Annotated in this window: 19 protein-coding genes and 2 pseudogenes; 9 read left to right on the top strand and 12 right to left on the bottom strand. The window is 41.1% G+C overall.

Annotated features, from left to right (window positions below; all coding sequences use genetic code 11):
- Positions 1–797 precede the first annotated feature (797 nt).
- A pseudogene (locus tag HWQ23_RS25680) lies at positions 798–1,481 on the bottom strand (caspase family protein); the annotation flags it as partial.
- 301 nt (positions 1,482–1,782) lie between these two features.
- On the opposite strand from HWQ23_RS25680, the gene purN reads away from it, so the two are divergent.
- Positions 1,783–2,442: a phosphoribosylglycinamide formyltransferase gene (gene purN, locus HWQ23_RS25685; protein ID WP_292834667.1), complete on the top strand. Its 660-nt coding sequence runs from the start codon at positions 1,783–1,785 to the stop codon at positions 2,440–2,442.
- A 620-nt stretch (positions 2,443–3,062) separates the two neighbouring features.
- Here purN and HWQ23_RS25690 read toward each other — a convergent pair.
- The 5 genes from HWQ23_RS25690 to HWQ23_RS25710 form a co-directional block, all read right to left on the bottom strand.
- Positions 3,063–5,639, bottom strand: a complete 2,577-nt coding sequence (locus HWQ23_RS25690; protein WP_292834670.1) for a GAF domain-containing protein — start codon at positions 5,637–5,639, stop codon at positions 3,063–3,065.
- A 364-nt stretch (positions 5,640–6,003) separates the two neighbouring features.
- Positions 6,004–6,606, bottom strand: coding sequence for a CPBP family intramembrane glutamic endopeptidase (locus HWQ23_RS25695; protein WP_292834673.1), 603 nt, complete (start codon positions 6,604–6,606; stop codon positions 6,004–6,006).
- A 196-nt stretch (positions 6,607–6,802) separates the two neighbouring features.
- Positions 6,803–7,870, bottom strand: coding sequence for a DUF3326 domain-containing protein (locus HWQ23_RS25700; protein WP_292834676.1), 1,068 nt, complete (start codon positions 7,868–7,870; stop codon positions 6,803–6,805).
- 110 nt (positions 7,871–7,980) lie between these two features.
- On the bottom strand, positions 7,981–8,160 hold the full coding sequence (locus tag HWQ23_RS25705) for a hypothetical protein (RefSeq protein ID WP_292834679.1): 180 nt from the start codon (positions 8,158–8,160) through the stop codon (positions 7,981–7,983).
- Between the two features lie 146 nt (positions 8,161–8,306).
- Entirely contained in the window at positions 8,307–8,627 is a 321-nt protein-coding gene (locus HWQ23_RS25710; RefSeq protein WP_229485518.1) for a 2Fe-2S iron-sulfur cluster-binding protein, read from the bottom strand.
- A gap of 274 nt (positions 8,628–8,901) precedes the next feature.
- Here HWQ23_RS25710 and HWQ23_RS25715 point away from each other — a divergent pair.
- Positions 8,902–9,123, top strand: a pseudogene (locus HWQ23_RS25715) (hypothetical protein); the annotation flags it as partial.
- A 165-nt stretch (positions 9,124–9,288) separates the two neighbouring features.
- On the opposite strand, the gene HWQ23_RS25720 reads toward HWQ23_RS25715, so the two are convergent.
- A complete protein-coding gene (locus HWQ23_RS25720) occupies positions 9,289–9,582 on the bottom strand; it encodes a DUF433 domain-containing protein (protein WP_181931288.1) in 294 nt (97 codons plus the stop codon).
- An 812-nt stretch (positions 9,583–10,394) separates the two neighbouring features.
- Here HWQ23_RS25720 and HWQ23_RS25725 point away from each other — a divergent pair.
- The 3 genes from HWQ23_RS25725 (at position 10,395) to acnB (ending at position 14,922) form a co-directional block, all read left to right on the top strand.
- Positions 10,395–10,790, top strand: coding sequence for a hypothetical protein (locus HWQ23_RS25725; protein WP_292834690.1), 396 nt, complete (start codon positions 10,395–10,397; stop codon positions 10,788–10,790).
- Positions 10,791–10,993: 203 nt separating this feature from the next.
- A complete protein-coding gene (locus HWQ23_RS25730) occupies positions 10,994–11,878 on the top strand; it encodes a DUF4351 domain-containing protein (RefSeq protein WP_292834693.1) in 885 nt (294 codons plus the stop codon).
- A gap of 377 nt (positions 11,879–12,255) precedes the next feature.
- On the top strand, positions 12,256–14,922 hold the full coding sequence (gene acnB, locus HWQ23_RS25735; RefSeq protein ID WP_292834696.1) for a bifunctional aconitate hydratase 2/2-methylisocitrate dehydratase: 2,667 nt from the start codon (positions 12,256–12,258) through the stop codon (positions 14,920–14,922).
- A gap of 37 nt (positions 14,923–14,959) precedes the next feature.
- Here acnB and HWQ23_RS25740 read toward each other — a convergent pair whose 3' ends face one another.
- Positions 14,960–16,738, bottom strand: a complete 1,779-nt coding sequence (locus HWQ23_RS25740) for a GmrSD restriction endonuclease domain-containing protein (RefSeq protein ID WP_292834699.1) — start codon at positions 16,736–16,738, stop codon at positions 14,960–14,962.
- A gap of 322 nt (positions 16,739–17,060) precedes the next feature.
- Here HWQ23_RS25740 and HWQ23_RS25745 point away from each other — a divergent pair, with 322 nt between their 5' ends.
- From HWQ23_RS25745 to HWQ23_RS25755, 3 genes are all read left to right on the top strand, one after another.
- Positions 17,061–17,291 carry a type II toxin-antitoxin system MqsA family antitoxin gene (locus HWQ23_RS25745; RefSeq protein ID WP_292834702.1) on the top strand — a complete coding sequence of 77 codons (231 nt, stop codon included), beginning with the start codon at positions 17,061–17,063 and terminating at the stop codon, positions 17,289–17,291.
- A 53-nt stretch (positions 17,292–17,344) separates the two neighbouring features.
- Positions 17,345–17,485, top strand: coding sequence for a hypothetical protein (locus HWQ23_RS25750; RefSeq protein WP_292834705.1), 141 nt, complete (start codon positions 17,345–17,347; stop codon positions 17,483–17,485).
- A 530-nt stretch (positions 17,486–18,015) separates the two neighbouring features.
- Positions 18,016–18,552 carry a universal stress protein gene (locus tag HWQ23_RS25755; protein WP_292834728.1) on the top strand — a complete coding sequence of 179 codons (537 nt, stop codon included), beginning with the start codon at positions 18,016–18,018 and terminating at the stop codon, positions 18,550–18,552.
- Here the strand turns inward: HWQ23_RS25755 and HWQ23_RS25760 are convergent.
- The gene (locus HWQ23_RS25760; protein WP_292834708.1) at positions 18,545–18,733 is read right to left on the bottom strand and encodes a hypothetical protein; all 189 of its coding nucleotides are present in this window, start codon (positions 18,731–18,733) and stop codon (positions 18,545–18,547) included. The two genes, HWQ23_RS25755 and HWQ23_RS25760, sit on opposite strands and share 8 nt — an antisense overlap.
- Before the next feature lie 74 nt (positions 18,734–18,807).
- On the bottom strand, positions 18,808–19,038 hold the full coding sequence (locus HWQ23_RS25765) for a hypothetical protein (RefSeq protein WP_292834711.1): 231 nt from the start codon (positions 19,036–19,038) through the stop codon (positions 18,808–18,810).
- Positions 19,039–19,633: 595 nt separating this feature from the next.
- Here HWQ23_RS25765 and HWQ23_RS25770 point away from each other — a divergent pair.
- Positions 19,634–19,918, top strand: a complete 285-nt coding sequence (locus HWQ23_RS25770) for a DUF427 domain-containing protein (RefSeq protein WP_292834714.1) — start codon at positions 19,634–19,636, stop codon at positions 19,916–19,918.
- 141 nt (positions 19,919–20,059) lie between these two features.
- Here HWQ23_RS25770 and HWQ23_RS25775 read toward each other — a convergent pair whose 3' ends face one another.
- Positions 20,060–21,244 (bottom strand): PEP-CTERM sorting domain-containing protein, encoded by a 1,185-nt coding sequence (locus tag HWQ23_RS25775; protein ID WP_292834717.1) that lies wholly within the window; start codon positions 21,242–21,244, stop codon positions 20,060–20,062.
- Between the two features lie 676 nt (positions 21,245–21,920).
- The coding region (locus HWQ23_RS25780; RefSeq protein WP_292834720.1) for a HEAT repeat domain-containing protein at positions 21,921–22,299 on the bottom strand (379 nt) is incomplete at its 5' end.

Raw genomic sequence — 22,299 nt, forward strand, 5'->3', positions numbered from 1 at the left:
TGGCGCTGCGTCGCCTTCACAAACGCCTGTTCGTACTGCTGGAGTTTTTGATGATAGCTTTCAATCTGTGTTGTGATTTGCGCTTCAATTGGTGCAACATCTACATCCGTCAATCCCAAGCGCTGCTGCTGTTGGCGTAAGTCAGTCCGGGTTGCCGCACTGAGAGGATATTCTCGCTTCGTGGCAGTCAAAAATAGCCGTTGGTAATCCTGGAGTTTCTGGTGATATGCCTCTACCTCAGCCGTAATCTGAGATTCAATCGCGGCAATATCTCTATCCGCCAGTTCTAATTGCTGCTGGGTTTGCCGTAAGCGATCGCGGCTTGCTGCACTCAGGGGAAACTCCTGCCGCAGTGCCGTTGTAAAGGCTTGCTGATACGTTTCCAAGTTTTGCTGATGCGTCTTAAAGCGTGCAGTCACTAGTGCCTCAATCGGCATCGTGTCTTCATTTCGCAGCCCCAAAGTTTGCTGGAGAATTTGCAGATCGTGGCGATCGCTATCGGTAATTGTCTCGTCTCGCTCCAGTAGTTCAGTAAACACCTGCTGATACTGCTGGAGTTTTTCGCCAAACTCCTTGCGATACGGTTCCAACACCTCATCTTCGATCGCCTTCGCCTCATCTGTCTCCAATCCCAAGCGAGTCCTCTGATAATCCAATGTGCGACGACCAACAAGAGAAATTTCGCCTCGGTGAATAAATCGCGCTACCTCTTTACGATATCGCTGTCTTGGATCGCCCGGAGCCACCTTTGTCAGCCGAATTTTAAAGCCTTCTCGAATTGCATAGATTTCCGGCTTCATCGCAGGTTGAAGTTCTCGCACCTTCTGACTGGCGTACTCATGGAGTTCATCAATTGAGATAAACTCATCTTGATCGCGATCGGCTTCGCCCGACTTGATCCCTTCAACCAAAAAACGAGTGTAAATCGATAAATCTTGCCCTTGCTCCTCAAAGGAATATTGAGTCGAAGTAGAAGAAGTCAACACGGCTCGTCCTTCACCACCTAACTGCTCCCGGATGTCAATCGTGCCGTCATCTTTGGCAGACATCCCCTCAGCAAACGCGCCACTAAAGCAACTATCCAGTATTATCACCTGCCGCCGGGAGCGGCTTTCGCTCATGCGATCGTGAATAAAATTGGCAGACACCGACGTTGAGCGAATCAATTCGCCCTGCCGCGTCTTACTGGTGTTGCGAGTCGCCAGATACAGCCTACCGCGATCGTCTTTGATGCCGTGTCCCGAAAAGTATAGCAGCAGCAAATCATCCTTGTGCCGCCCAGAGAATAGCGTTTCGATCGCCATTTCTACAACTTGTCGTTCAGGATTTTTTAGCAGGGTAATATCTGACGCGGAAAACCCGCCCATCTCGCTATGCAGCAGTACACCATACACTGCTTCCACATCTCTAACTGCACTGGGCAATGGGTTCAGCCCTGGCTCATACTCACTGACCCCAATCAGCAACGCTACCTTTGCCATTTAACTCACCTATACCGCAATCAAATCTTCTGCTGCTTTAATCTCTGTGTTGTTCTCTTGATACCAAGTATTAGAATATCACTTATATCAATTGGACGAGTTATGAGCTAAATCTTTACAGCAAAATTTAATCAAGCGTAGGCGTAGCCCGTCGTAGACATCGCAACATGAAAGTAGACATTGCCGAATCAAAGGATGAAATTTTACTTATTTATGTGATAAAAATCTAGGCGGCTACTGTACCATTATCCAACCACGACTTAGTATATATTTTTGACATCTATAATCCTTCTTAGCTGTTATGACCCTCCGCCCTGATTCTACCCTTAGCTTAGTTTCTCCCAGCATTAGCGATCGCCAACTAGTCGCCCCTTTAAAACTGGGAATTATGGCTTCTGGGAACGGCAGCAATTTTGATGTAGTTGCTCAAGCCATCCAAGATGGGCAGCTAAATGCTCAAATTAAAGTTTTAATTTACAATAACCCCTCAGCTAAAGCAGCCGTCAGAGCAACCAATAGAGGCGTAGAAGCTGTTTTATTGAATCACCGCAACTATAAAAATCGAGAAGAGTTTGATCAGAAAATTGTGCAGACATTGCAGCACTATGATGTAGAATGGGTGATTTTGGCAGGTTGGATGCGACTATTAACATCAGTTTTCATCGATGCCTTTCCTGAGAGGATTATTAATATCCATCCTAGTTTGTTACCTAGTTTTAAAGGAATCCATGCTGTAGAACAAGCTTTGGCATCTGGGGTAAAAATCACTGGTTGTACAGCGCATATAGCTTGTTTAGAAATGGACAGTGGGCCAATATTGATGCAAGCCGCAGTACCAGTACTGCCGGATGATACAGCAGAAACACTCCACGCCAGGATTCAAATTCAGGAACATCGGATTTTGCCACTTGCGATCGCTCTGGCAGCTTCTTCGTCAAAAGTTACACTAAGCGTAACGTAAAAATACACATAGCGTTAGGACTTAGGCACTGTACAAATGCATCGTGATGTGCAATAAATTCTATTGAGGAAGTTTTCAGGCTTTTCTTAATTATCCTGCGATGCCTACGGCGGTAAACTACGCAAATAGATCATGCTGTAGGGGCACAGCAATGCTCATGGGTGTCAACTTAAGGTGAAAGCTAGCCTAGAATCGGCTTTTAGAGATTGTCTGGTTGTTGTCTGGTTGTCTCGTTCCCAGTCTCCGACTGGGAATGCCTAATGGGAGGCGGAGCCTCCCTGACTTGCGGCAGAGCCGCAATTGAAGAGCATTTCCAGCCAGAGGCTAGAAACGAGGTTTTAAAAGGGTTTGGGCTTAAGTTGACACCAATGAGCTTTTTCTGTGCCCTTACGAAAGATATGGTTTTTAACCTTGATTCATATTTGGTATTTCTTGTTAATGCGTAAGTCCTACAATAGACCTCTTGCAAAAGTCCCTAACACCCTACGCCCAACCCCTCCCCGCTCTTCGGGAGGGGAGACAAAGCGTAGCTTTGGCGGGGTGGGGTTCTTATTTTTTATTTATACAAGAGGTCTAATAGACAGATGTACGCCCTTACTTTTTGCTCTCCCACAAACCTATTAATTAGAGTTAGCTTCAGTAGCTTGATACGCTTGTAAAAGCCTAGCATGATCGAGAGTAAATCCTACTTGCATCGCTATCTGGGCAAATAAATCAATCTCAGGCTGTTGCCAATCGCGGGGGCCAGAACACTGATGTGCAATTAACAAACCAAATAGCTGGTCATCTTTGATAATCGGTGCTACTAAATTTGCTTTCACAGCAAAGGATTCGAGCAGTTTAATGTGACAATCAGCCAAACTTGACTCATAAATATTGTTGACTGCGACAACGCGACCAGACTGGTACTTTTCTACATAGCCTTGAGTGAAACAGGGGTCTTCAATCTTAGACCGCAAAACTTTGGGATAACCTGAAACCACCGATTCGGCAATTATAATTCCCAACGAATTAGCATAAAAGCTATAAACCAATACTCGGTCAGTACCCAGTGCTTTGCGAACCTCTTCCACAGTGGTTTTGATAACATCCTCTTCGTTAAGCGATTGGCGAATCTTGCGGATAATATCCACTAGTAACTGACTTCGCATACTTTCTGCTTCAATTCGTTGCAGCAGCCTAGCATGGTCGAGAGCAAATCCCACTTGTACGGCTATCTGGCCAAATAAATCAATCTCAGATTGTTGCCAATTACGGGGCTTGGAGCATTGATGTGCAATTAACAAGCCAAATAGCTGTTCATCTTTAATAATCGGGGCTACTAAATTTGCTTTCACAGCAAAGGATTCGAGCAGCTGAATGTGACAATCAGCCAAACCGACTTCATAAATGTTGTTTATAGCTAGAATGCGACCACGCTGATACTGTTCTACATAGCCTTGACCGAAACATGGGTCTTGGATTTCAGATTGCAAAACTTTTGGGTAGGTGAGAACAACTGATTCGGCAATCACAATTCCAGACCAATCAGCGTTAAAGCTATAAATCAGTACTCGGTCAGCACTCAGTACTTTACGAACCTCTTCTACAGTGGTTTTGAGGACATCCTCTTCATTGAGCGATTGGCGAATGCTGCCGATAGTATCCGCCAGCAACCGACTTTGCACACCTTCAGCATCGATTCGTTGCAGCAGCCTGGCATGGTCGAGAGCAAATCCCACTTGCATCGCTATCTGGGCAAATAAATCAATCTCAGGCTGTTGCCAATTACGGGGTCTGGAGCATTGATGTGCAATTAATAAGCCAAATAGCTGTTGATCTTTGAGAATCGGAGCGACTAAATTTGCTTTCACAGCAAAGGATTCGAGCAAGCTAACGTGACAATCAAGCAAATCGGCTTCATAAATGTTGTTTGTAGCTTGAACGCGACCAGACTGATACTTTTCTACATAACCCTGAACAAAGCATGGGTCTTCGATTTCAGACCGCAAAACTTTGGGATAACCTGGAACCACTGATTCGGCAATTATAATTCCAGACCAATTAGCGTTAAAGCTATAAACCAGAACTCGGTCAGTACTCAGTGCTTTCCGAACTTCTTCTACAGTCGTTTTGATCACATCCTCTTCGTTGAGCGATTGGCGAATGCTGCGGGTAATTTCTATAAATACCTGAGCTTTATCTGCCTTCGTATCTACCTGTTCTAGAAGCTTGGCGTAGTCAAGGGCAAATCCTACTTGCATCGCTATCTGAGCGAACAAATCAATTTCAGACTGCTGCCAAAAACGAAGCCTAGAACACTGATGTGCAATCAATAAACCGAATAGCTGTTTGCTTTTGAAAATTGGTGCTACTAAATTAGATTTGACACCAAATTGCTTCAGCAACTCAATATCACCATCACTGAGATCGGCTTGATGGATATCATCAATAGCACGGATGCAATCATTCTGGTATTTTTCTATATACCCTGCCTCGAATCCAGGGTCAGAGACTGTAAACCCTAAAATCTTTGGTAAACCAGGTGCTACTGATTCCGCGATAAAGGTTCCATTAGAGTTGGAGCTAAAACAAAAGATGCTTACGCGATCAATGCTTAGAGCTTTACGAATTTCTTCTGAGGTAGTTTTGAGAACATCTTCTTTATTGAATGATTCTCGAACCCATCGGGTAATTTTTATTAATACTTGAGAGTAATCAGCTTCCGCTTCTTTCTCCTGTATCAAAACTGAAAGTAGCTCAGTGAATAAGTTGATGTTTCTCTCTAACATCACTAATTCATCTTCGCTAGAGATGAAAATTTGAGTATAATCACTGTCTGGACGTAGCTTATTTTTTATAACATTAGAAATTGCCGCAGCGTTGCTGACTCGATTAATAGCTCGATTTGTCACAGAAACAGCGATCGCACCTGCCAAAATTGCTGTTACCCCCATACCAGTTAACAAGAGTGACAGTTCTTCCTCTAGAGCTTCAGTTTTTGTTGAACGTTTCGGACTCTCTTCTCTGACTCGCGGAATTTGTTTGGTAATTAAATTAATGCCGTAGTAGTAAGTAGCTGTTCCAATTGCAACCACAGGAAGGACACTGATGCTTAGTGCCCAAACTATTGCTTTAGTCTTTAAACTCCATTTTTGTTGCCACAGCCTTTGTTGACGATTCTGTCTTGCTTGGTTTTGAGAAAAAGACTGACTCATAAATCAAACCTGGATTGCTGCAATTTAGAATCAAGTAAATAACCTCACCACCAAATTCTACACAAAACTTACTAGTTTACGAAAACGGCAAAATAGCCAAGGAAAATTAATCGAATCGTTATAAAAATTGAAGCTGTCATTATGAACACGAAAGCTGTTATAAGTAAAGTTAAAGCTGTGTGTTCACAGCTTTAACTTTACTTATGAATGATCCGATTGTGGTTATAACAACCTAATTTGTTATAAGTGAAATTGGCGGTTAGAAACCGCGTCTACACAAGGCAAAACCCACCTCCGTGGGTTAAAAAACCTTAATTTTTTTTGACTTCCGCCTTGCGGTACTAGCCTATGCACTAATCCCTACTCAAAATTTATTTTTTAATTGCCGCAATTGCCACATTTTCCAGAAATAGCTAGAAATCCAATTGGTAATAATGTGAGCGACAATTGGCACTAATAAGTTGCCTGTGAGTAGGGCGCTATATGCCAATATCATCCCGACAATTGTTGCCCAAATCACATAAGGCCATTGTTCCGAACCGCTAAAATGCAAGATGCCAAAGCAAAGACTGGATACAACTACAGCTATAAGATCAGAGCCTAAAGCTGGCAGCATCACACCTCTAAATAATAATTCTTCACTTAACCCTGGTAGTAACCCCAGCCAAATTAAGTCTGGTAAAGCTAAAGGCTTCAGTACCATTTCTAGGTAATAATCTGCACTTTTACGATAGGCAGCCCAAAGGCGATAAGTTAAGCCACTTAACGCGGTGATGACCAACCCCAACCCTACAGCCAACAGCAACTCTCTTTGGTTCAAGTCCCAAGAAAATAGGGAAAAGTTACCAAAGTGCAACGACAGTTTGGCGACTATCAACAAAATGATTGCAGTCACTCCCATCGCCCCAAGTACTTGGATGCGGGTCAAGTATGGAATTTCTGGCTCTTGTTTGTGTTGTTCAACCACGGGTTTATAAAAAAAGGGGGAGAAATCAATTCACGCATTCACGCATTGTTCGCCTTGGTCTGGTAGAGAAGAAAAAGACTAGGACAGACGTAGCTTTAGCTGACCGCAGGGTGTGAAATAAGGGCGCAGGAGGATGAGGGCAAATCCTTTTCATCAGGGAAGAACTACAGGTTTCAAGATAGACGTGGTTTAACTCCTAACTCCTGGCTACTGACTGCAAAGGTAATAATTTGGGACGGAGAGCGGAGGGATTAATGCCTGCTTTGTGTGCTACTAATACACCCACTGCTTCTAAATATGAGTTTACCTGTATAGCTTTGATCCCCAACGCTTGGGGAGAAACTTTTATCAGAGTTTTATTTTCTTCTACTGTAATGATTTGGCATTGTTTTTGGCTTAAACTCAGTAAAGCACTGCTACCACAAGCAGTTGCAGGTGCGATCGCAGCATCCACTTGATCTACCCAAATATCCTCTTGCTGTGATCCAATCAGTCTTTTCTCTACTATAAACTGTGGGGCACAACTTAATCCTACAAGGACGCACGGCAAAAAGGTATAGCCTAATTCTTCGGCGGCGGAACGCGGAGATAAATCAGGTTGTGGAGGTTCGCTCAAAAGGGCGGGAGAATGAGCGCAAGGAATTTGAAAGGTTCGCACTAGCAAATGGCTAATTACGGCTTCTGCACCCGCTAAAGGATCAACACCTTCACCCTGACGGTATTTTTGTACTGCTTCTGAGTCCATATCATCAGGGAAACGAGCAACAACTGCGATCGCTTCTGCACCCGCTTTTTTTATTAATATCTCAGCTGCGCGTAACAAAGTATCTGGGTTGCCAATTGTTCCCCAACTAGCTCCCGATGCTGTAGTCCGTAATTCTACATTTAATGGTGCATCTGTAATTACATAATCTGTTAGCGTCAATCCCAGAGTTGCTCTGACTGCATCTGCTGCTTGTATATGTCGTAGTCGCAACTCTGGCTCAATGCCTTGGTCTAAAAGCAAACCTACTTTGTTGGTTCTGACTGGACGCAAACCCCAACATCCAGAGGCGAATTTGTCAAGTCCGTAACCTTCAACATAGAAAGCGTTTGGGAGATTCCAATACAAAGAAGCGCCATTAAGGACATTGGGGTGAGTAATGAGGCGATCGCAAACCTGTGCTATAACTTTGGCAACAGGCAAAGCATCTCCTGCATAACCCCCAATGGCAGCCCCAACGCCAGTTGGTACGATTAAGATAGCGGTGTATGGACGATTCATCTTAAGTTAAGAGTGCTTTATGAGTGATGAGTTTATGAATCACAAGCCATCAAATCCTAACTCTTGTACAGACGCGATTAATCGCGTCTCTCTTAATCGCGTCTCTTTTCCTAACTCTTAACTGTCGTAACAACAGCTTCAACTGTAGCTTTTTGTTCGTCAGTATCCACAGAAGTAACTGCCCAACGCAGAGGTTCGCCTTGTTTCTTTAACTCTGTTTCAATTACTTCTAATAATTCTGCGGGAGTTTCTTGTAAATCAATTTCTGCGGTAATAAAATGAGTCCTCATCTTGGTAAATCCTGTTGATTTGTAGTTTCTAGAATAGCTGACTTCATCTGCGATGAAATACTTGTGTAATTTATCAGATTTGGTAATTTCAGTAAACAGTTATTCAGTTATGATAATCATCTGATATCCTGATAACTGTTGGCTGATTATTTGCCTTTGCCAAATTGTAACTGATAAACTACATCTTCCTTTTCCGTCTGAATTTTCAAATCAGAAAGGGGTTTGGCAATACAAAGCAATACGTAACCTTGCTTTTGCAAATCTGGACTAACGCCCATACCATCAGTTTGATCCACAGTTCCCTCGCTTATTTGACCGGCGCAAGTTGTGCAAACACCTGCATTACAAGAACTCGGCAGTTCCAAACCAGCAGCATCGGCAACTGATAAGATCGTTTCATTTTCAGGAACTTGCAAGGTATGAATTTTGCCTTGGTGATCAATTTCTACGGTGTAAGTTTTGGGCATATACAAAATAAGCGTGATGCAACGGACAAATGTATTAGTTTATCTGAATTAGTTAAAAATATCCAGATGTTACTATAAAAATTTAGGTAAAAGATTGATGATTATAGCAACTAATTCTGAACATTTTGTAGGTTAGTAACATTATTTACTATACAATACACAAATAAATTAGTTAAATTTGCTTACTATAAATATGCGCGTAGGCGTAGCCCAACCTAGGCATCGCGTTTCGTTAGAGACTGTATCTGTAAGTCTGCCTTTTGGCATTGGTTCGATGTCTTGGAAAGTTGACACCACACAAAAGAAGGCGGCTTGGTCGCTTTATGTGGAATTGGTGACGCGCATTGCTGTACAACCTTTGGAAGTTGACCAGGGTTTGGTACGAGAAGCGATGAACTCTCTTTATAGTTTATTTGGTACAACCCGCGAAGTTCTCAAAGCCGCTGGGCCGGATGTGGGTGCTTCTGGTGATTCAGTGGGGGGAATTGCGATCGCTGCTGCGGGGTTATAACAGTTTGCCTGAATAAACTTTTCTGCTACCTCATGCACCTCAGTATCCTCAGTTACCCTTTGCTTATCCCAAGGTAAACTCATCTGTCCCGGTGACTTCTTCTTACCTTTATTCTTCAAAGAAGGCAAAAATAAACTTGAGCAAAAATCGTCATTTTTGATTTAATCTAGCTTTAATCGCTGGATGGACTAATTCATCAGGGACATGATTACGCTCGATATATTCATTAATTTCTGCTTGATTATCTAAGTAAAAACTCAAAGCATCAAAGACTTGCGCTAAAGTTAAATGAGGTAAGTGTAGCGGAATTTCTTCTGGTCTAATACCTAAACGCCAATTTTCAACAATTGCTCTCACAGGCGTTCTAGTTCCCTTAATAATCGGTTCACCTGATAAAATATCAGGCTGTCGGGTAACATAACGAGAGTTTGTAGTAGTTGTCATACTAATAAAATTTTTGGCAGTATCTCTGTTAATGTATCACCGACTAATAGCCTACGCGGAAGTCAAAAGGCTTATAGAATAAGCTTTTCATTTTTATTGAAATTTTTTCCAACTCTGCGATCGCTGTAAATCAACAATATACATTATGTAGCGATGATTGCACTCACCAACAAACTTTAGTCATCAATGTTACAATGTTGACTCTTAAAGTTACAGCATAAAGCCTTAGAGCTAGAACATAAAGCCTTAAGGTGATAACATTAAGGCTTCAGGTTATAACATTAAGGCTTCAGGTTATAACATTAAGGCTTAGAGCTAGAACATAAAGCCTTAGAGCTAGAACATTAAGGCTTAAAGTTAAAGCGATCGCTGTTGACATAGAATACAAACGATTTGTAGGGACACAGCAATGCTCATAAGTGTCAACTTAACGTAAAAGTCATGTCCCACAAGGAACTGAAGTTCCTTGCTAATAGCGAAAGTCATCTAAAGATGACTAAATAATCCGAAAAATCTTTAGTCTACTGAAGTAGACTTTAGCTAAAAGCCAAAGAACTTTAGTTCCAGGCGGGTGAGTCAGCTAACAGTTAACCTACTTTTGCTTATTTGGACACCAATGAGCAATGCTGTGCCCTATTGTGTATTGCTTAAACATAATATTATTTTGCTGAAAATCAACCTTTGATGATTAAATTCCGAGAAATCACGGACATAAATAAAAACTTTTACTAAAAAAATGCGCTTTTTACTGAACCAGAATCCAGGTTAATTGAGACAAAATAGCTCTGTAAAGCTTTTAAAAGTGTAAAATTATGACTCGAAGAAAACGTAGTTCCCGGATTCTAGAAAAAGCTGAGTTTAGAGTTGCCGGGTTGAAAGCTATCGATCCAAAGATCAATTTTGATGATACTCACAACTTGCAAAACCTGACTCAATTAATAGACAATTTTCACAATATACTTGATGATTATAACGCTGCTATAGCTATGATTGACTCTTCTAGAAAAAAGCTGGATGAGATGGAAAAAAACTTAAGTCAGGTTTCAGACAAAATGTTGATGGGGGTTGGTTTCAAGTACGGCAAAAACAGCAATGAATATGAACTTGCAGGTGGCGTTAGAGACAGCGAACGTATCCGTAAAAGCAGATTGACACGCTTGAAATCTAACACAGATAAAACATCACATGAAAATGCAATAACCGCCTAGTACCGCTAGGCGGAAGTCAAAAGTCAAAAGGCTTATAGAATCTACTTTTAACTTTTTTAGAATAGTATCTGTGAAAATTAAAGGTGTCCAGCAGATCCCCGGCTTATCAAAGAAGTCGGGGATCTATTTTATTACGAATGATTCAGGACTGCTATATAATTAGACTTTGCATTAACCCAGAACTTCCTAAATCTTAAAATTGAATGACCAGGTTTATACATGATAAATTCGCCAAAGACTATCTAGAAGAACTACTAAAAGATTACGGAGAAGTCAAGGCATCAGAAAAAGTCTCAGGAGAGATTAAAGAAATAGATGTTTTATTCACTCCTGCTAAACAGCAAAGTTCTAATATACAAATACTGGGTTTGTTAGGAAGATTTACTGAACAGCCTGCAATTATAGAACCATACCGCAATCCAGCTTCTACCGATGAAATATGCGACTGTATTCTCAAATTATTAGAAATCAAGGCTCTTGTGCGACGAGAAGCTAAAGCCAATAAAACCAAACTTCAGGACTCAGAAATTCCCAAATTGTGGGTTCTTACACCAACCATATCTGAAACTAGATTGTTTAGCTTTGGAACTATGCAAAAAGCAGGTTGGTTATCGGGAGTGCATTTTCTGCCAGATGCGTTGCGAACAGCAATTATAGCGATACACCAACTACCTCAAACACCGGAAACGTTATGGTTGAGGCTTTTAGGTAGGGGGAATGTGCAGTCACAAGCGATTATCGAGTTGCAAGCGTTACCATTAGATCATCCATACCAGAAACAAACTCTTGAATTAGTTTACAACTTGCGCGAAAACTTGAGAGTAAATCAAGAATTAGAAGCAGATGATAGGGAGTTAATTATGCGATTAGAGCCACTTTATCAAAGAGACAGAGAACAAGCTGTACAGTCAGGAGAACAACGTCTAGTTATACGTCAACTCAATCGCCGTATTGGTGAGATTGATACATCATTAATCGAGCGAATTCAAGGTTTATCGATTGAACAATTAGAAAATTTAGGAGAAGCATTGCTAGACTTTTCTAGTGTTGCTGATTTAGAAACTTGGTTAAACCAACAATCAATCTAATTCATTATTACTACACCTGGCGACTAGAAGTCGCACGCCAGTTGCTTCTCCCAAGGGGAGACGCTGCGCGAACAAGTCGGCGGAGCCGCCCAACGCACTGGCTTGACTATACAGACAAAACCCACCTCCGTGGGTTAAAAATTCTTGATTTACTCTTAGTCCACGGAGGTGGCCTACCCTGCGGGAACGCCAAGGGCGAATGTTTGTGTAGTAGCGAATTCTCTTCGCCTCATACTTTCCTTTCAGTATAAAAAAGTTGCTAATAACCGATTACCAGTAAGGCTTTCATCATAAAAGTAAGCTAAACTTTTATAGCCGAGTATTGCCTAAAAATATTTCATAATTAAAGATAGAACATCCCAATGGAGAAGATAAAAATGCTGGAATCATATCGTAAACACGTTGCCGAAAGAGCAGCACTCGGTATTCCCCCTTTACCATTGGATGCGAAGCAAACATCAGAATTATGTGAATTACTGAAAAATCCGCCAAAGGGTCAAGAGGAGATACTATTACATTTATTGCGCGATCGCGTTTCTCCTGGTGTTGATCCAGCAGCCTATGTCAAAGCTGGATTCCTCACCGCGATCGCCAAAAAGGAAATCACCAGTCCCTTGGTTTCGCGCATAGAAGCGGTGCAATTGCTGGGCACAATGGTAGGTGGTTACAATGTGCAATCTTTAATCGATTTGCTGCAATGGCCCACTGTATCTCTTTCAGACTCGTCTGAAACGCCTCTAGTAATGGGCGGACAAGGAAAGGAACCCATCTCCGCCTACGCCGCCAACGCTTTAAGCAAAATCCTCTTGGTGTATGACGCTTACCACGATGTTTTAGAGTTGTCTAAAACCAATCCTTTCGCCAAACGGGTGGTTGACTCTTGGGCGGAAGCTGAATGGTTTACGCTTCGCCCCACAGTACCAGAAGCGATTACTGTCACTGTTTTTAAAGTTCCTGGCGAAACCAATACCGACGACTTATCACCCGCCCAAAGCGCCACAACTCGCCCGGATATTCCCTTACACGCCTTAGTGATGTTAGAGTCACGGCAACCGGGAAGCTTGGCAACCATTGCCGAACTGAAGAAAAAAGGGCATCCTGTAGCTTACGTGGGTGATGTAGTTGGTACAGGTTCCTCGCGTAAATCTGCCATCAACTCAGTATTGTGGCACATGGGAAATGATATACCTTTTGTGCCAAACAAACGCGCTGGGGGTTATGTTTTAGGTGGTGCGATCGCGCCAATCTTCTTTAACACAGCAGAAGATGCCGGTGCTTTGCCTATTCAGTGCGATGTCACCAAACTCGAAACCGGCATGGTAATTACCATCCATCCCTACAAAGGCGAAATCACAAACGAAGCAGGCGAAGTCATTTCCACCTTTGCCCTCAAACCTGACACCATCCTCGATGAAGTTCGCGCAGGTGGACGCATCCCTCTACTTATCGGACGTACCCTTACCGATAAAACTCGTCTTGCACTTGGTTTAGAACACAGCACCGTTTTCACCCGTCCTCAGCAAGCCTTTGATACAGGCAAAGGCTACAGCCTAGCACAGAAAATGGTAGGTAAAGCTTGCGGATTACCTGGTGTGCGTCCCGGCACATCCTGCGAACCCATCATTACCACCGTTGGTTCCCAGGATACCACAGGCCCCATGACCCGCGACGAATTGAAAGAACTCGCCTGTCTTGGTTTCAGTGCCGACTTAGTGATACAAAGTTTCTGCCACACAGCAGCTTATCCCAAACCAGTTGACATCCAAACCCATCACGAACTCCCCGATTTCTTTGCTTCTCGTGGCGGTGTCGCCCTGCGTCCGGGTGATGGTATCATCCACTCTTGGTTAAACCGGATGCTGCTACCCGACACCGTGGGAACTGGCGGCGACTCTCACACCCGCTTCCCCTTGGGTATTTCCTTCCCCGCCGGTTCTGGATTAGTAGCCTTTGCAGCCGCCTTGGGTGTCATGCCTTTAGATATGCCAGAGTCAGTTTTGGTAAGATTTAAAGGGGAATTGCAACCAGGTGTCACCCTGCGGGATGTTGTGAATGCCATTCCCTACGTGGCAATTCAAAAAGGTTTGTTGACAGCAGATAAACAGAACAAGAAAAACGTTTTCTCTGGGCGAATTCTGGAAATAGAAGGTTTGCCAGATTTAAAAGTTGAACAAGCCTTTGAACTCACCGATGCAAGTGCTGAACGTTCTTGTGCCGGATGCACAATTAAGCTGAGTGTAGAGACAATTTCGGAATATCTGCGTTCTAACGTTGCGCTGCTGAAAAATATGATAGCACGAGGCTATCATGATCCGCGTACCATGCTGCGCCGTGTGGCAAAGATGGAAGAATGGCTAGCAAATCCCGTGTTATTAGAAGGTGATGCTGATGCTGAGTATGCGGAAATAATTGAAATCGATTTGAACGAAATCAAAGAACCAATTGTTGCTGCTCCCAACGACCCCGATAATGTTAAATTATTATCGGAAGTTGCTAATGATCCAGTGCAAGAGGTATTCGTCGGTTCTTGTATGACGAATATCGGTCATTATCGCGCAACAGCGAAAGTTTTGGAAGGCGCAGGTGAAGTGAAAACTCGCCTGTGGATTTCACCACCAACCCGCATGGATGAACACCAACTTAAAGAAGAAGGTGTATATAGCATTTTTGGGGCTGCGGGTGCGCGGACAGAAATACCAGGATGCAGTTTATGCATGGGAAATCAGGCGCGAGTTGCTGATGGGACAACAGTGTTTTCTACCTCTACCCGCAACTTCAATAATCGCATGGGTAAAGATGCGCGAGTGTATCTTGGTTCAGCAGAATTAGCCGCCGTTTGTGCGCTGCTGGGACGGCTTCCTACAGTGCAGGAATATTTGGATATTGTGGCGAGTCGAATTGAGCCTTTTGCCGATGATTTGTATCGGTATTTGAACTTTGATCAAATCCTCGGTTTTGAGGATGAAGGGCGCGTGATTCCGTTGGAAGACATGCCCAGACTTGAGGATATTTTGGGTATGCCAGCTAGTAGTTTGAGTAGATAATTAAAGTTTGGTGGGCAATGCCCACCTTTCAAATCAATTATTTTTGAAAAAGCTTAGAAATAGCTATTAAATCACGTCCTTGTATCTCAACTGTAGATGAGTCTTTCCTTGTGAAGGCTTTTGCTCCAAGAAATGAAACTTCAGTTTGGATCGGGATAGTAATCCTAATGACTGAATGACCTTTATATGATATCGTATCAAACTTAGTTAGTACCTGCGTCTTTAATGTTTCTGTAAGAGCAGAATTCTGAATTGTATTCGTCAATAATCTCACATATTGCTCGATAGTTTGCTTTTGTAACTTTGCTTCTCTATCAATTTCTACAATATATCTTCCATTAATTTCAATAGGTCTTACCTTATCTTGCATTTCGATTTGATCAGCGTCTTTTTTAGAGTCAGTAACTCCAATATGAATATATCCATCGCTATCTGACCCTAAGTTTGCTATTCCACATATAGTTTCAACAATTCTTTCTAGTAAATCTTTATTTAGGTTTCTTTTTGGAGATAAATCGAGTAACCCTTGCTTACATTCATACCTTGAAGTTTCTATACGAGAACGACGCAAAGAATTTTCAAGATCAAGTACAAGTTCAACGCCATGTCCTAAAGCAGATGGTTCTTTTTTAGCAAAACAATCTTGAATTAGACCTATAGTTTGCTTAATGTTGCTTTTACGGTCTTCTGTTGTTGTGTAGTGACTACTTAAATCCAACTTTCTCTGAAGTCCTCGAAGACCATTCATTATACCTTCTGGATCAACAGGAGAAAGTTCTTTACGAATAACTAGGTCGAAAAAAGCCATTAAAATAGTGTAAAATGCCGTTCTGATAGGATTATTACTATTTGGATTGACAACACGCAGTAAAGACTTAGGTTCTGAACTATAGGCTTCTATTGTTTCTCGCATCACTGCAAATGTTGTGATTATATCCTGAGTTAATTTTTTGAATCCATAGGTTGCTAAGGCACTATCTAAAACTTGAGAATATTTGCCACTCAAGTCATATAAACTATCTAAACGTTCGGTGCTTACTGGCAAAGGTTCATTGAGTAAAATAGAAGCTATAATATCAGCTATCATTTGTTCGTCTTCGCTTTCTCGAAGTAGTTTTGCAGTTAAGGCTCCTTGTTTACACCATATTGTATCTTCAGCTTTAATTTTATAACCTTGATTACTTTTTTGTGAATCAATACTTATTTCTGGCATATCTGTAAGACGTAATACTTTATCTGAAACGTCTCCACGCAACTCCATAGAGATTGTTCTCACTAATTCTGCAAATGCAGTTGTTACACCAGCTTGTCTTTTTTCTTGGCTACTTAAGTGTTTACCACTGGAATTAATACGACCAAAGACTTCTGTGATGTCTTCTTCTGCCATTGCAGTATATACTGTTATTGCAAGTTGATAATCTAAAATATCGGCACATTCTTTTCCAGATAGTAGCTTTATTACTTTTTTACCATCATCTTTTTTGCTAATTGGAATTTTTATAATGTTATCAATTGCTAATTGTTTAGCATAAGAAAACTCCTCAATATCAAAACATTCATCATCAAAACTAAACGAATTTTCGATAAAACTAAAAATTGCATTAAGACGTTGCATTCCATCAATAATTTCATATTTGCCACTACCGTGTATCTGAGGGCGTTCTGCTAGTAGAATCAATGGGATAGGATATCCTTTTAAAATACTTCCAATTAATTTTTCTTTTTCTGAAACCGTCCATACAAGCTTTCTTTGATACTTTCTATTTACTAATAAACTACCTGAGCGATAGAGCCGATAAGCTTCTGTAACGCTCATTCCGCGAGGTGTAATGCTCATATTCAGCGTTTAATAAATTTAATTTGTAGTACAAAGCTACACGAAAAAATAAGTTATATTTAATACCTAAATATTTTCTTAAGATTGAGCCGTGATCGCACTTCTAAATTCTCCAGTGCGATGACTCCGCAGATTCCCAGCGAATAATATTTTCAAAAGATAAAGTGACCGCAGAATCGAAATATTGCATTAGAGGTTTAACTCTTGATGCTGGGCAACTTGAGATCATTGCCAAGTTAAGTCAAACTGCAAAGCTTGTTATCATTACTGTATATGTACCCTATTAATAGAAAAGCAGTAGATGTTGTGCGATATTTGTGGAAGTGAAGGTCTGAAAATCCGCCAAATTACTAGAACCTATGGTAAGGGTAAAGACCTGCTAGTAATAGAAAACATACCAGTGATAACCTGTACTCATTGCGGCGAAAGTTATTTAACTGCTGAAACTCTTCACAAAATTGAACAAATCAAAACTAACCGGACAAAATTAGCTGTTGAACGTCCTGTAGAAGTGGCTAGTTTTGGATCGTGAATAATTGCCAAAATTAAATATTACTTCAGCTATTCTCTCACTAATACACATTTATGGACTTCTACACAACAGTTTTGCGAAAGAGTGCGGGTTATTGGGTTGCTTTATGCTTAGAAAATGGACTGGTAGGACAAGGGATAAATAAAGCAGCAGCAATCAAGCAACTTAATGAAGCGATCGCCTCTTTTTTGTAAGTCTATAAAATCGAACCTAATATTTACCATGCTTTACTTACTATAGAAGAATTACATGAGTTTTTGGCAGTGGAAGACACTGAACCAGGCAAAGTGATAAAAGTTTTAACCCTAAGCGTTCCAACAGACTGATAATTGTATCTGCAATTGTGTTGCGATGCCTACGGCGGCAAGCTACGCACCCCTGATTCCTCAAGTCCGATTGTCAAGTAGTACAGCGAATTGACTGAAAATACCTATTCGTCCTCATCCCTAGCCCCTTTCCCAACTTTGAGAGAGGAATTTAGGGTGAGGGGCCAAAGATGTTTCTTCCAAAACGGGATGTTCCCTGATAGTTAAAGATAAATATTTTCTTCACAAGTTCGTCAAAATGTTTTGCTATAAACATAAATATAGGGCGAAAACTTTTAATAAATTTAAAATTCCCAAGTCACTAAACATAGTTGCGGGTTTGGTCATTTTTGACAATCCAGCATCTGGAAACCCGAAACCGTAAAAACCAATTATCAATGAAATCGGAGGTCTGTATGATGTTTAAAAAGATTCTAGTTGCATTAGATCACTCGGAAATAGGGCAACAGATTTTTCAGGAAGCGTTGGGTTTAGCAAAGTTAACACAAGCTAGCTTAATGCTACTGCATGTCTTATCTCCCGAAGAAGAAGGTAGTCCTTACGGCCTTATGCTGTCTAATTTGGACTACTATCCAGGATTGAGCAGTCAAAGCTTCGAGTTATACCAAAACCAGTGGGATACCTTTAAAAATCAAGGAATCCAGATGTTGCAATCTTTCTGCGCCCAAGCTACCGCAGCAGGTGTAACTACGGAATTTACACAAAATATTGGTAATCCTGGTCGCATCATTTGTGATTTTGCTCATAGTTATGGCGCTGACCTAATTGTGATGGGGCGTCGGGGTCGTTCTGGAGTGATGGAACTATTTCTCGGTAGTGTGAGTAACTACGTCCTTCACCATGCTCCTTGTTCAGTGCATGTTGTACATCTTTCACTTACTCCTAAAACAGATGAACTTCTTAAACAAACTACAAGCACTTTAAGGGTTAACTAACCACTAACATTGCATGAGTCCGGGGGGTGGGAGGTGTAACGAGGGGTGCGATCGCCTGCTGCTCCCCACTGTTAAGCCAATAGAGAAGAGTGTAATCTTTCTTTGCTACTGTGGCATGTTTGAGAGCTTTCTTCAATTCTTCTTGGCGCTCTTTAATCTCGATTTGGAATGGAGGACTCATAACAAAATCACTAAATGCACCCGTCTATAAGTTTGAGGTAGCTTGGCACTTCTTCATAGAGAATTAGTATTAGATCATTCAAAATCATTAAGACCCATCATATGATAAGCAAGAAAAGCAGTATCAAAGGGTTTGAGGCAATTAACATTTGTGGAATGGCTAGGTAAAACGTCAGAGTTGACGGCTGTGTTTATTGATGCGCCACTGTTGTTGTTATTGTTGGCTGTATGAAGGCTAGTGATTTTAGCCATAGAATTAATCCAAGCAATAATATCTGCAAAATTTATCAAGTTTGTAAGTTTCATAAAGTTATCCTCAACTAGAACAAATTACAATTAGTCAGTGTTCTCTAGTTATAGAGTCCACTGTTTTATAAATCTCAACATCTTACACTCAGTTCATCTGAGCGCTTGATATTTTAATTACACAAATGCCTGAGTCAAATTAAACTAAATATGATAAATTTGAAACTTAGAGAATATTTAGTAAGTAAATAAGAACTCACAAAAGCCAAAAGTACGCTACATAAAATCCTTTGGTGACAAGCATCTCTATAAGGTGCGATTATTTACATATATGTAATAGTCGTGTTCTCTTCTAGAGATTTTTTGCTTTAGGCTATAAACCGAAATCCAACTTTTTTGGCTGATTAAATTTGCATACCAATATACTAGGAAATATTTCTGATAGAAGCAAATGTTTTTGTTTCTTAAATATATAAATAAAAGTGATTATAATTAATACTTTTGAATTCCCTTAGCACTCTGGCGATGGTGGCGTTGGCGCAGCCCACCGCAGGTATTGCAGTAACACCTTGTCAGCGTCACAGTCTATAAATTCACTACAAATAAGCTGATCGTGTCAAAATGTTATGTGTATAGTTTATTTACAAAGTCATTTATGCCGAAAGCAATTTGGAATGGAACAGTTTTAGCCGAAAGTGATAATACCGTAGTTGTGGAAAACAACCATTATTTCCCTGCTGACACCATTAACAAGCAGTACTTCACAGAAAGTAACACCCACAGCACTTGTCCTTGGAAAGGTGTCGCCAGCTACTACAGTATCGACGTTGATGGGCAAATCAATAAAGATGCTGCTTGGTACTATCCCAGCGCCAAGGAGAAGGCTAAAAATATTGAAGGCTATGTCGCCTTCTGGAAGGGTGTAAAAGTTGAGGCTTAATAAAGGTTCCTGGAAGTATTTTAGTTTCAGGAAATTGATCTTATGTCTGGGTAATTGCCCATAAAATAATTATCCCGCGCAGAGACAAGTCTGAGCGGGCTTCGTATTTAAACTATTTAGCAAATTTATTTTAAGACGTAATTATACCTTCGCCTTGCTAAATGCTGCTTGCTTTCTCTTCGCCAGCCAAGCCAGACTAACAGCAAGTATACTACCAGCGATCGCACTTGGTTCGGGTACTCTTGTCAGCGAAATGCTACTGGCTGTAACAGTTATACTACCTGCTGCTCCTGAATTATTGCTACCAGCAGCGATCGCGCTTGGTTCATTGGGTAGTGCAACTATGAAACCATTATTGGCGTTGATAGCTATATTGCCTCCTAATCTTGAATTATTGCTATCACCAGCGATCGCGCTTGGTTGGGGTACTCGTCTCAATAAAAGCTCAGGGATTGAAATACTTAGAGTGCCTCCTGGTTGTGAATTATTGCTACCAGCGTTAATTTGCGCGTCATTATTTAAGCCAAGATTAGCAGTAGAGATACTTAAAGTGCCGCTGTTGCTGATGGCGTTGGAAGTCGCGATGTTACTATTATCTTGGATACTCAGTAGGCTAGCATTAATCTCAATATTGTTGCTGCTAAATAGGTGACTATGATCACTGAGCATCACATCACTAGCATTAATCTCAATATTGTTCTTGCTAATTAAGTGACTATGATCACTAAGCCTCACATCACTAGCATTAATCTCAATATTATTGTTGCTGCTGATAGTGCTATTGATAAGTCCTAAGTTATCAGTAGCGTTATCTATCTTCACATTGTCGGCGCTGATAGTGCTATTGATAAGCGTTAGGTTACTATCTATATTCACATTGTCGCCGCTAACAGTGCTATTGATAAACGTTAGATTACCAGAATCGTAAGCATTGAAATCACCAGCGATCGCTAGCCCAGAAAGTGTAACATTCGCGGCGCTAATGTCAAACACGGGGAATTGATTATTACTACTGATGGTAAGTAAGTTAGCACCTGGGCCATTGATAGTCAGATCCTTAGCTCCGGCGTAGCCCGCCGCAGGTATCGCAAGTGTCCCACTTGTTAGGGTAATTGTACTAGGATGACTTTCCAACAAGAACTCTACCACGTCATTGCTATTTGCAATGCTGATAATATCTCGCAATGAGCCAACGCCACTGTCATTGAGATTGTTAACCACCAAGGTAGCAGCTTTTGCTGATTCCACTTGCATTATTAGCCAGCCCAGAGCAACAGCTGTGGAAATAGCTTGAGTGACAGCCTTTTTTCTATTGTTTTTTCTCACAGATTGTGAATTCCTTTTTAGATTAAAAGACAATCTACATCTACTGAAATATGGCGATCGCATGGTATGCGGTTTACTGCCACTGATATAACTTTATAATTAAAGCTAACAAGCAAAAGGCATGACCTAAAAAAACAAGCGGAGCTATTTGTGACGATAACTCCTGTATTGATAAGTTTTACTTAAGCATTTGCAACAAAGATAGAAGCATTTCTAGCAAATCCTTCTATATTAATCAGGTTTGCTTAAGCATTTGCTAGAAATGAACAAACTATTGTTACTAAGATGCAAGCATTTATAACAAATGCATAAGCAATTGCTGCAAATGAGACAGCGATCACTACAAATGAGTAGCCATGTATAATTAATGCTTAATTTGTTAGCTTAAGTTTTAAGCATTAGTTATGAATGAGACAGCGATCGTTACAAATGAGTAGCCATTTATAATTAATGCTTAATTTATTAGATTAAATTTTAAGTATTAGTTATGAATGAGACAGCGATCGCTACAAATGAGTACGCGATCGCAGCAAATGAGTATCCATTTATAATAAATGCTTAAGCTGTTGTTGCTAACAGACAAACATTCGTAAAGTCTGCGTCTGTCTTCGTAACGAGTGGACAAGCTATTGTGATCACAGGAACTTCATTTGTAACGTTGCTGCTGCAAAAGTACTTAAATTATTCTAGTGAGGAAGATTTTCTTTAAATTTCGCATCGCACGAGTAGCAAAATTATGCTGATGCCAAGCTTGATAGAATTTGGGGTAATGCATATTTTGGGCGCATTTCCAGGCTAAATCGTAGTATTCATTATTCAATTGCCAATAACCACTTAAAGCTTTGACTACCGTAATGCGATGCTGATTATTCTGTATAATTTCCCCTAAGCTTGATCCTGCCTCCCAACGGGTGGAGTCATCCACAGTAGTTGATTGCAGCAGTTGCACCAAGGCGGCGATCGCAATTTCATTGCCAGGGTCGATTTGCCCTAAGCTATCTGCTGCCTGCCTACGGGTGTCGTCATTCACAGTAGTTGATTGCAGCAGTTGCACC

The sequence above is a fragment of the Nostoc sp. JL33 genome (assembly GCF_017114985.1).
Classification (GTDB): Bacteria; Cyanobacteriota; Cyanobacteriia; order Cyanobacteriales; family Nostocaceae; genus Nostoc.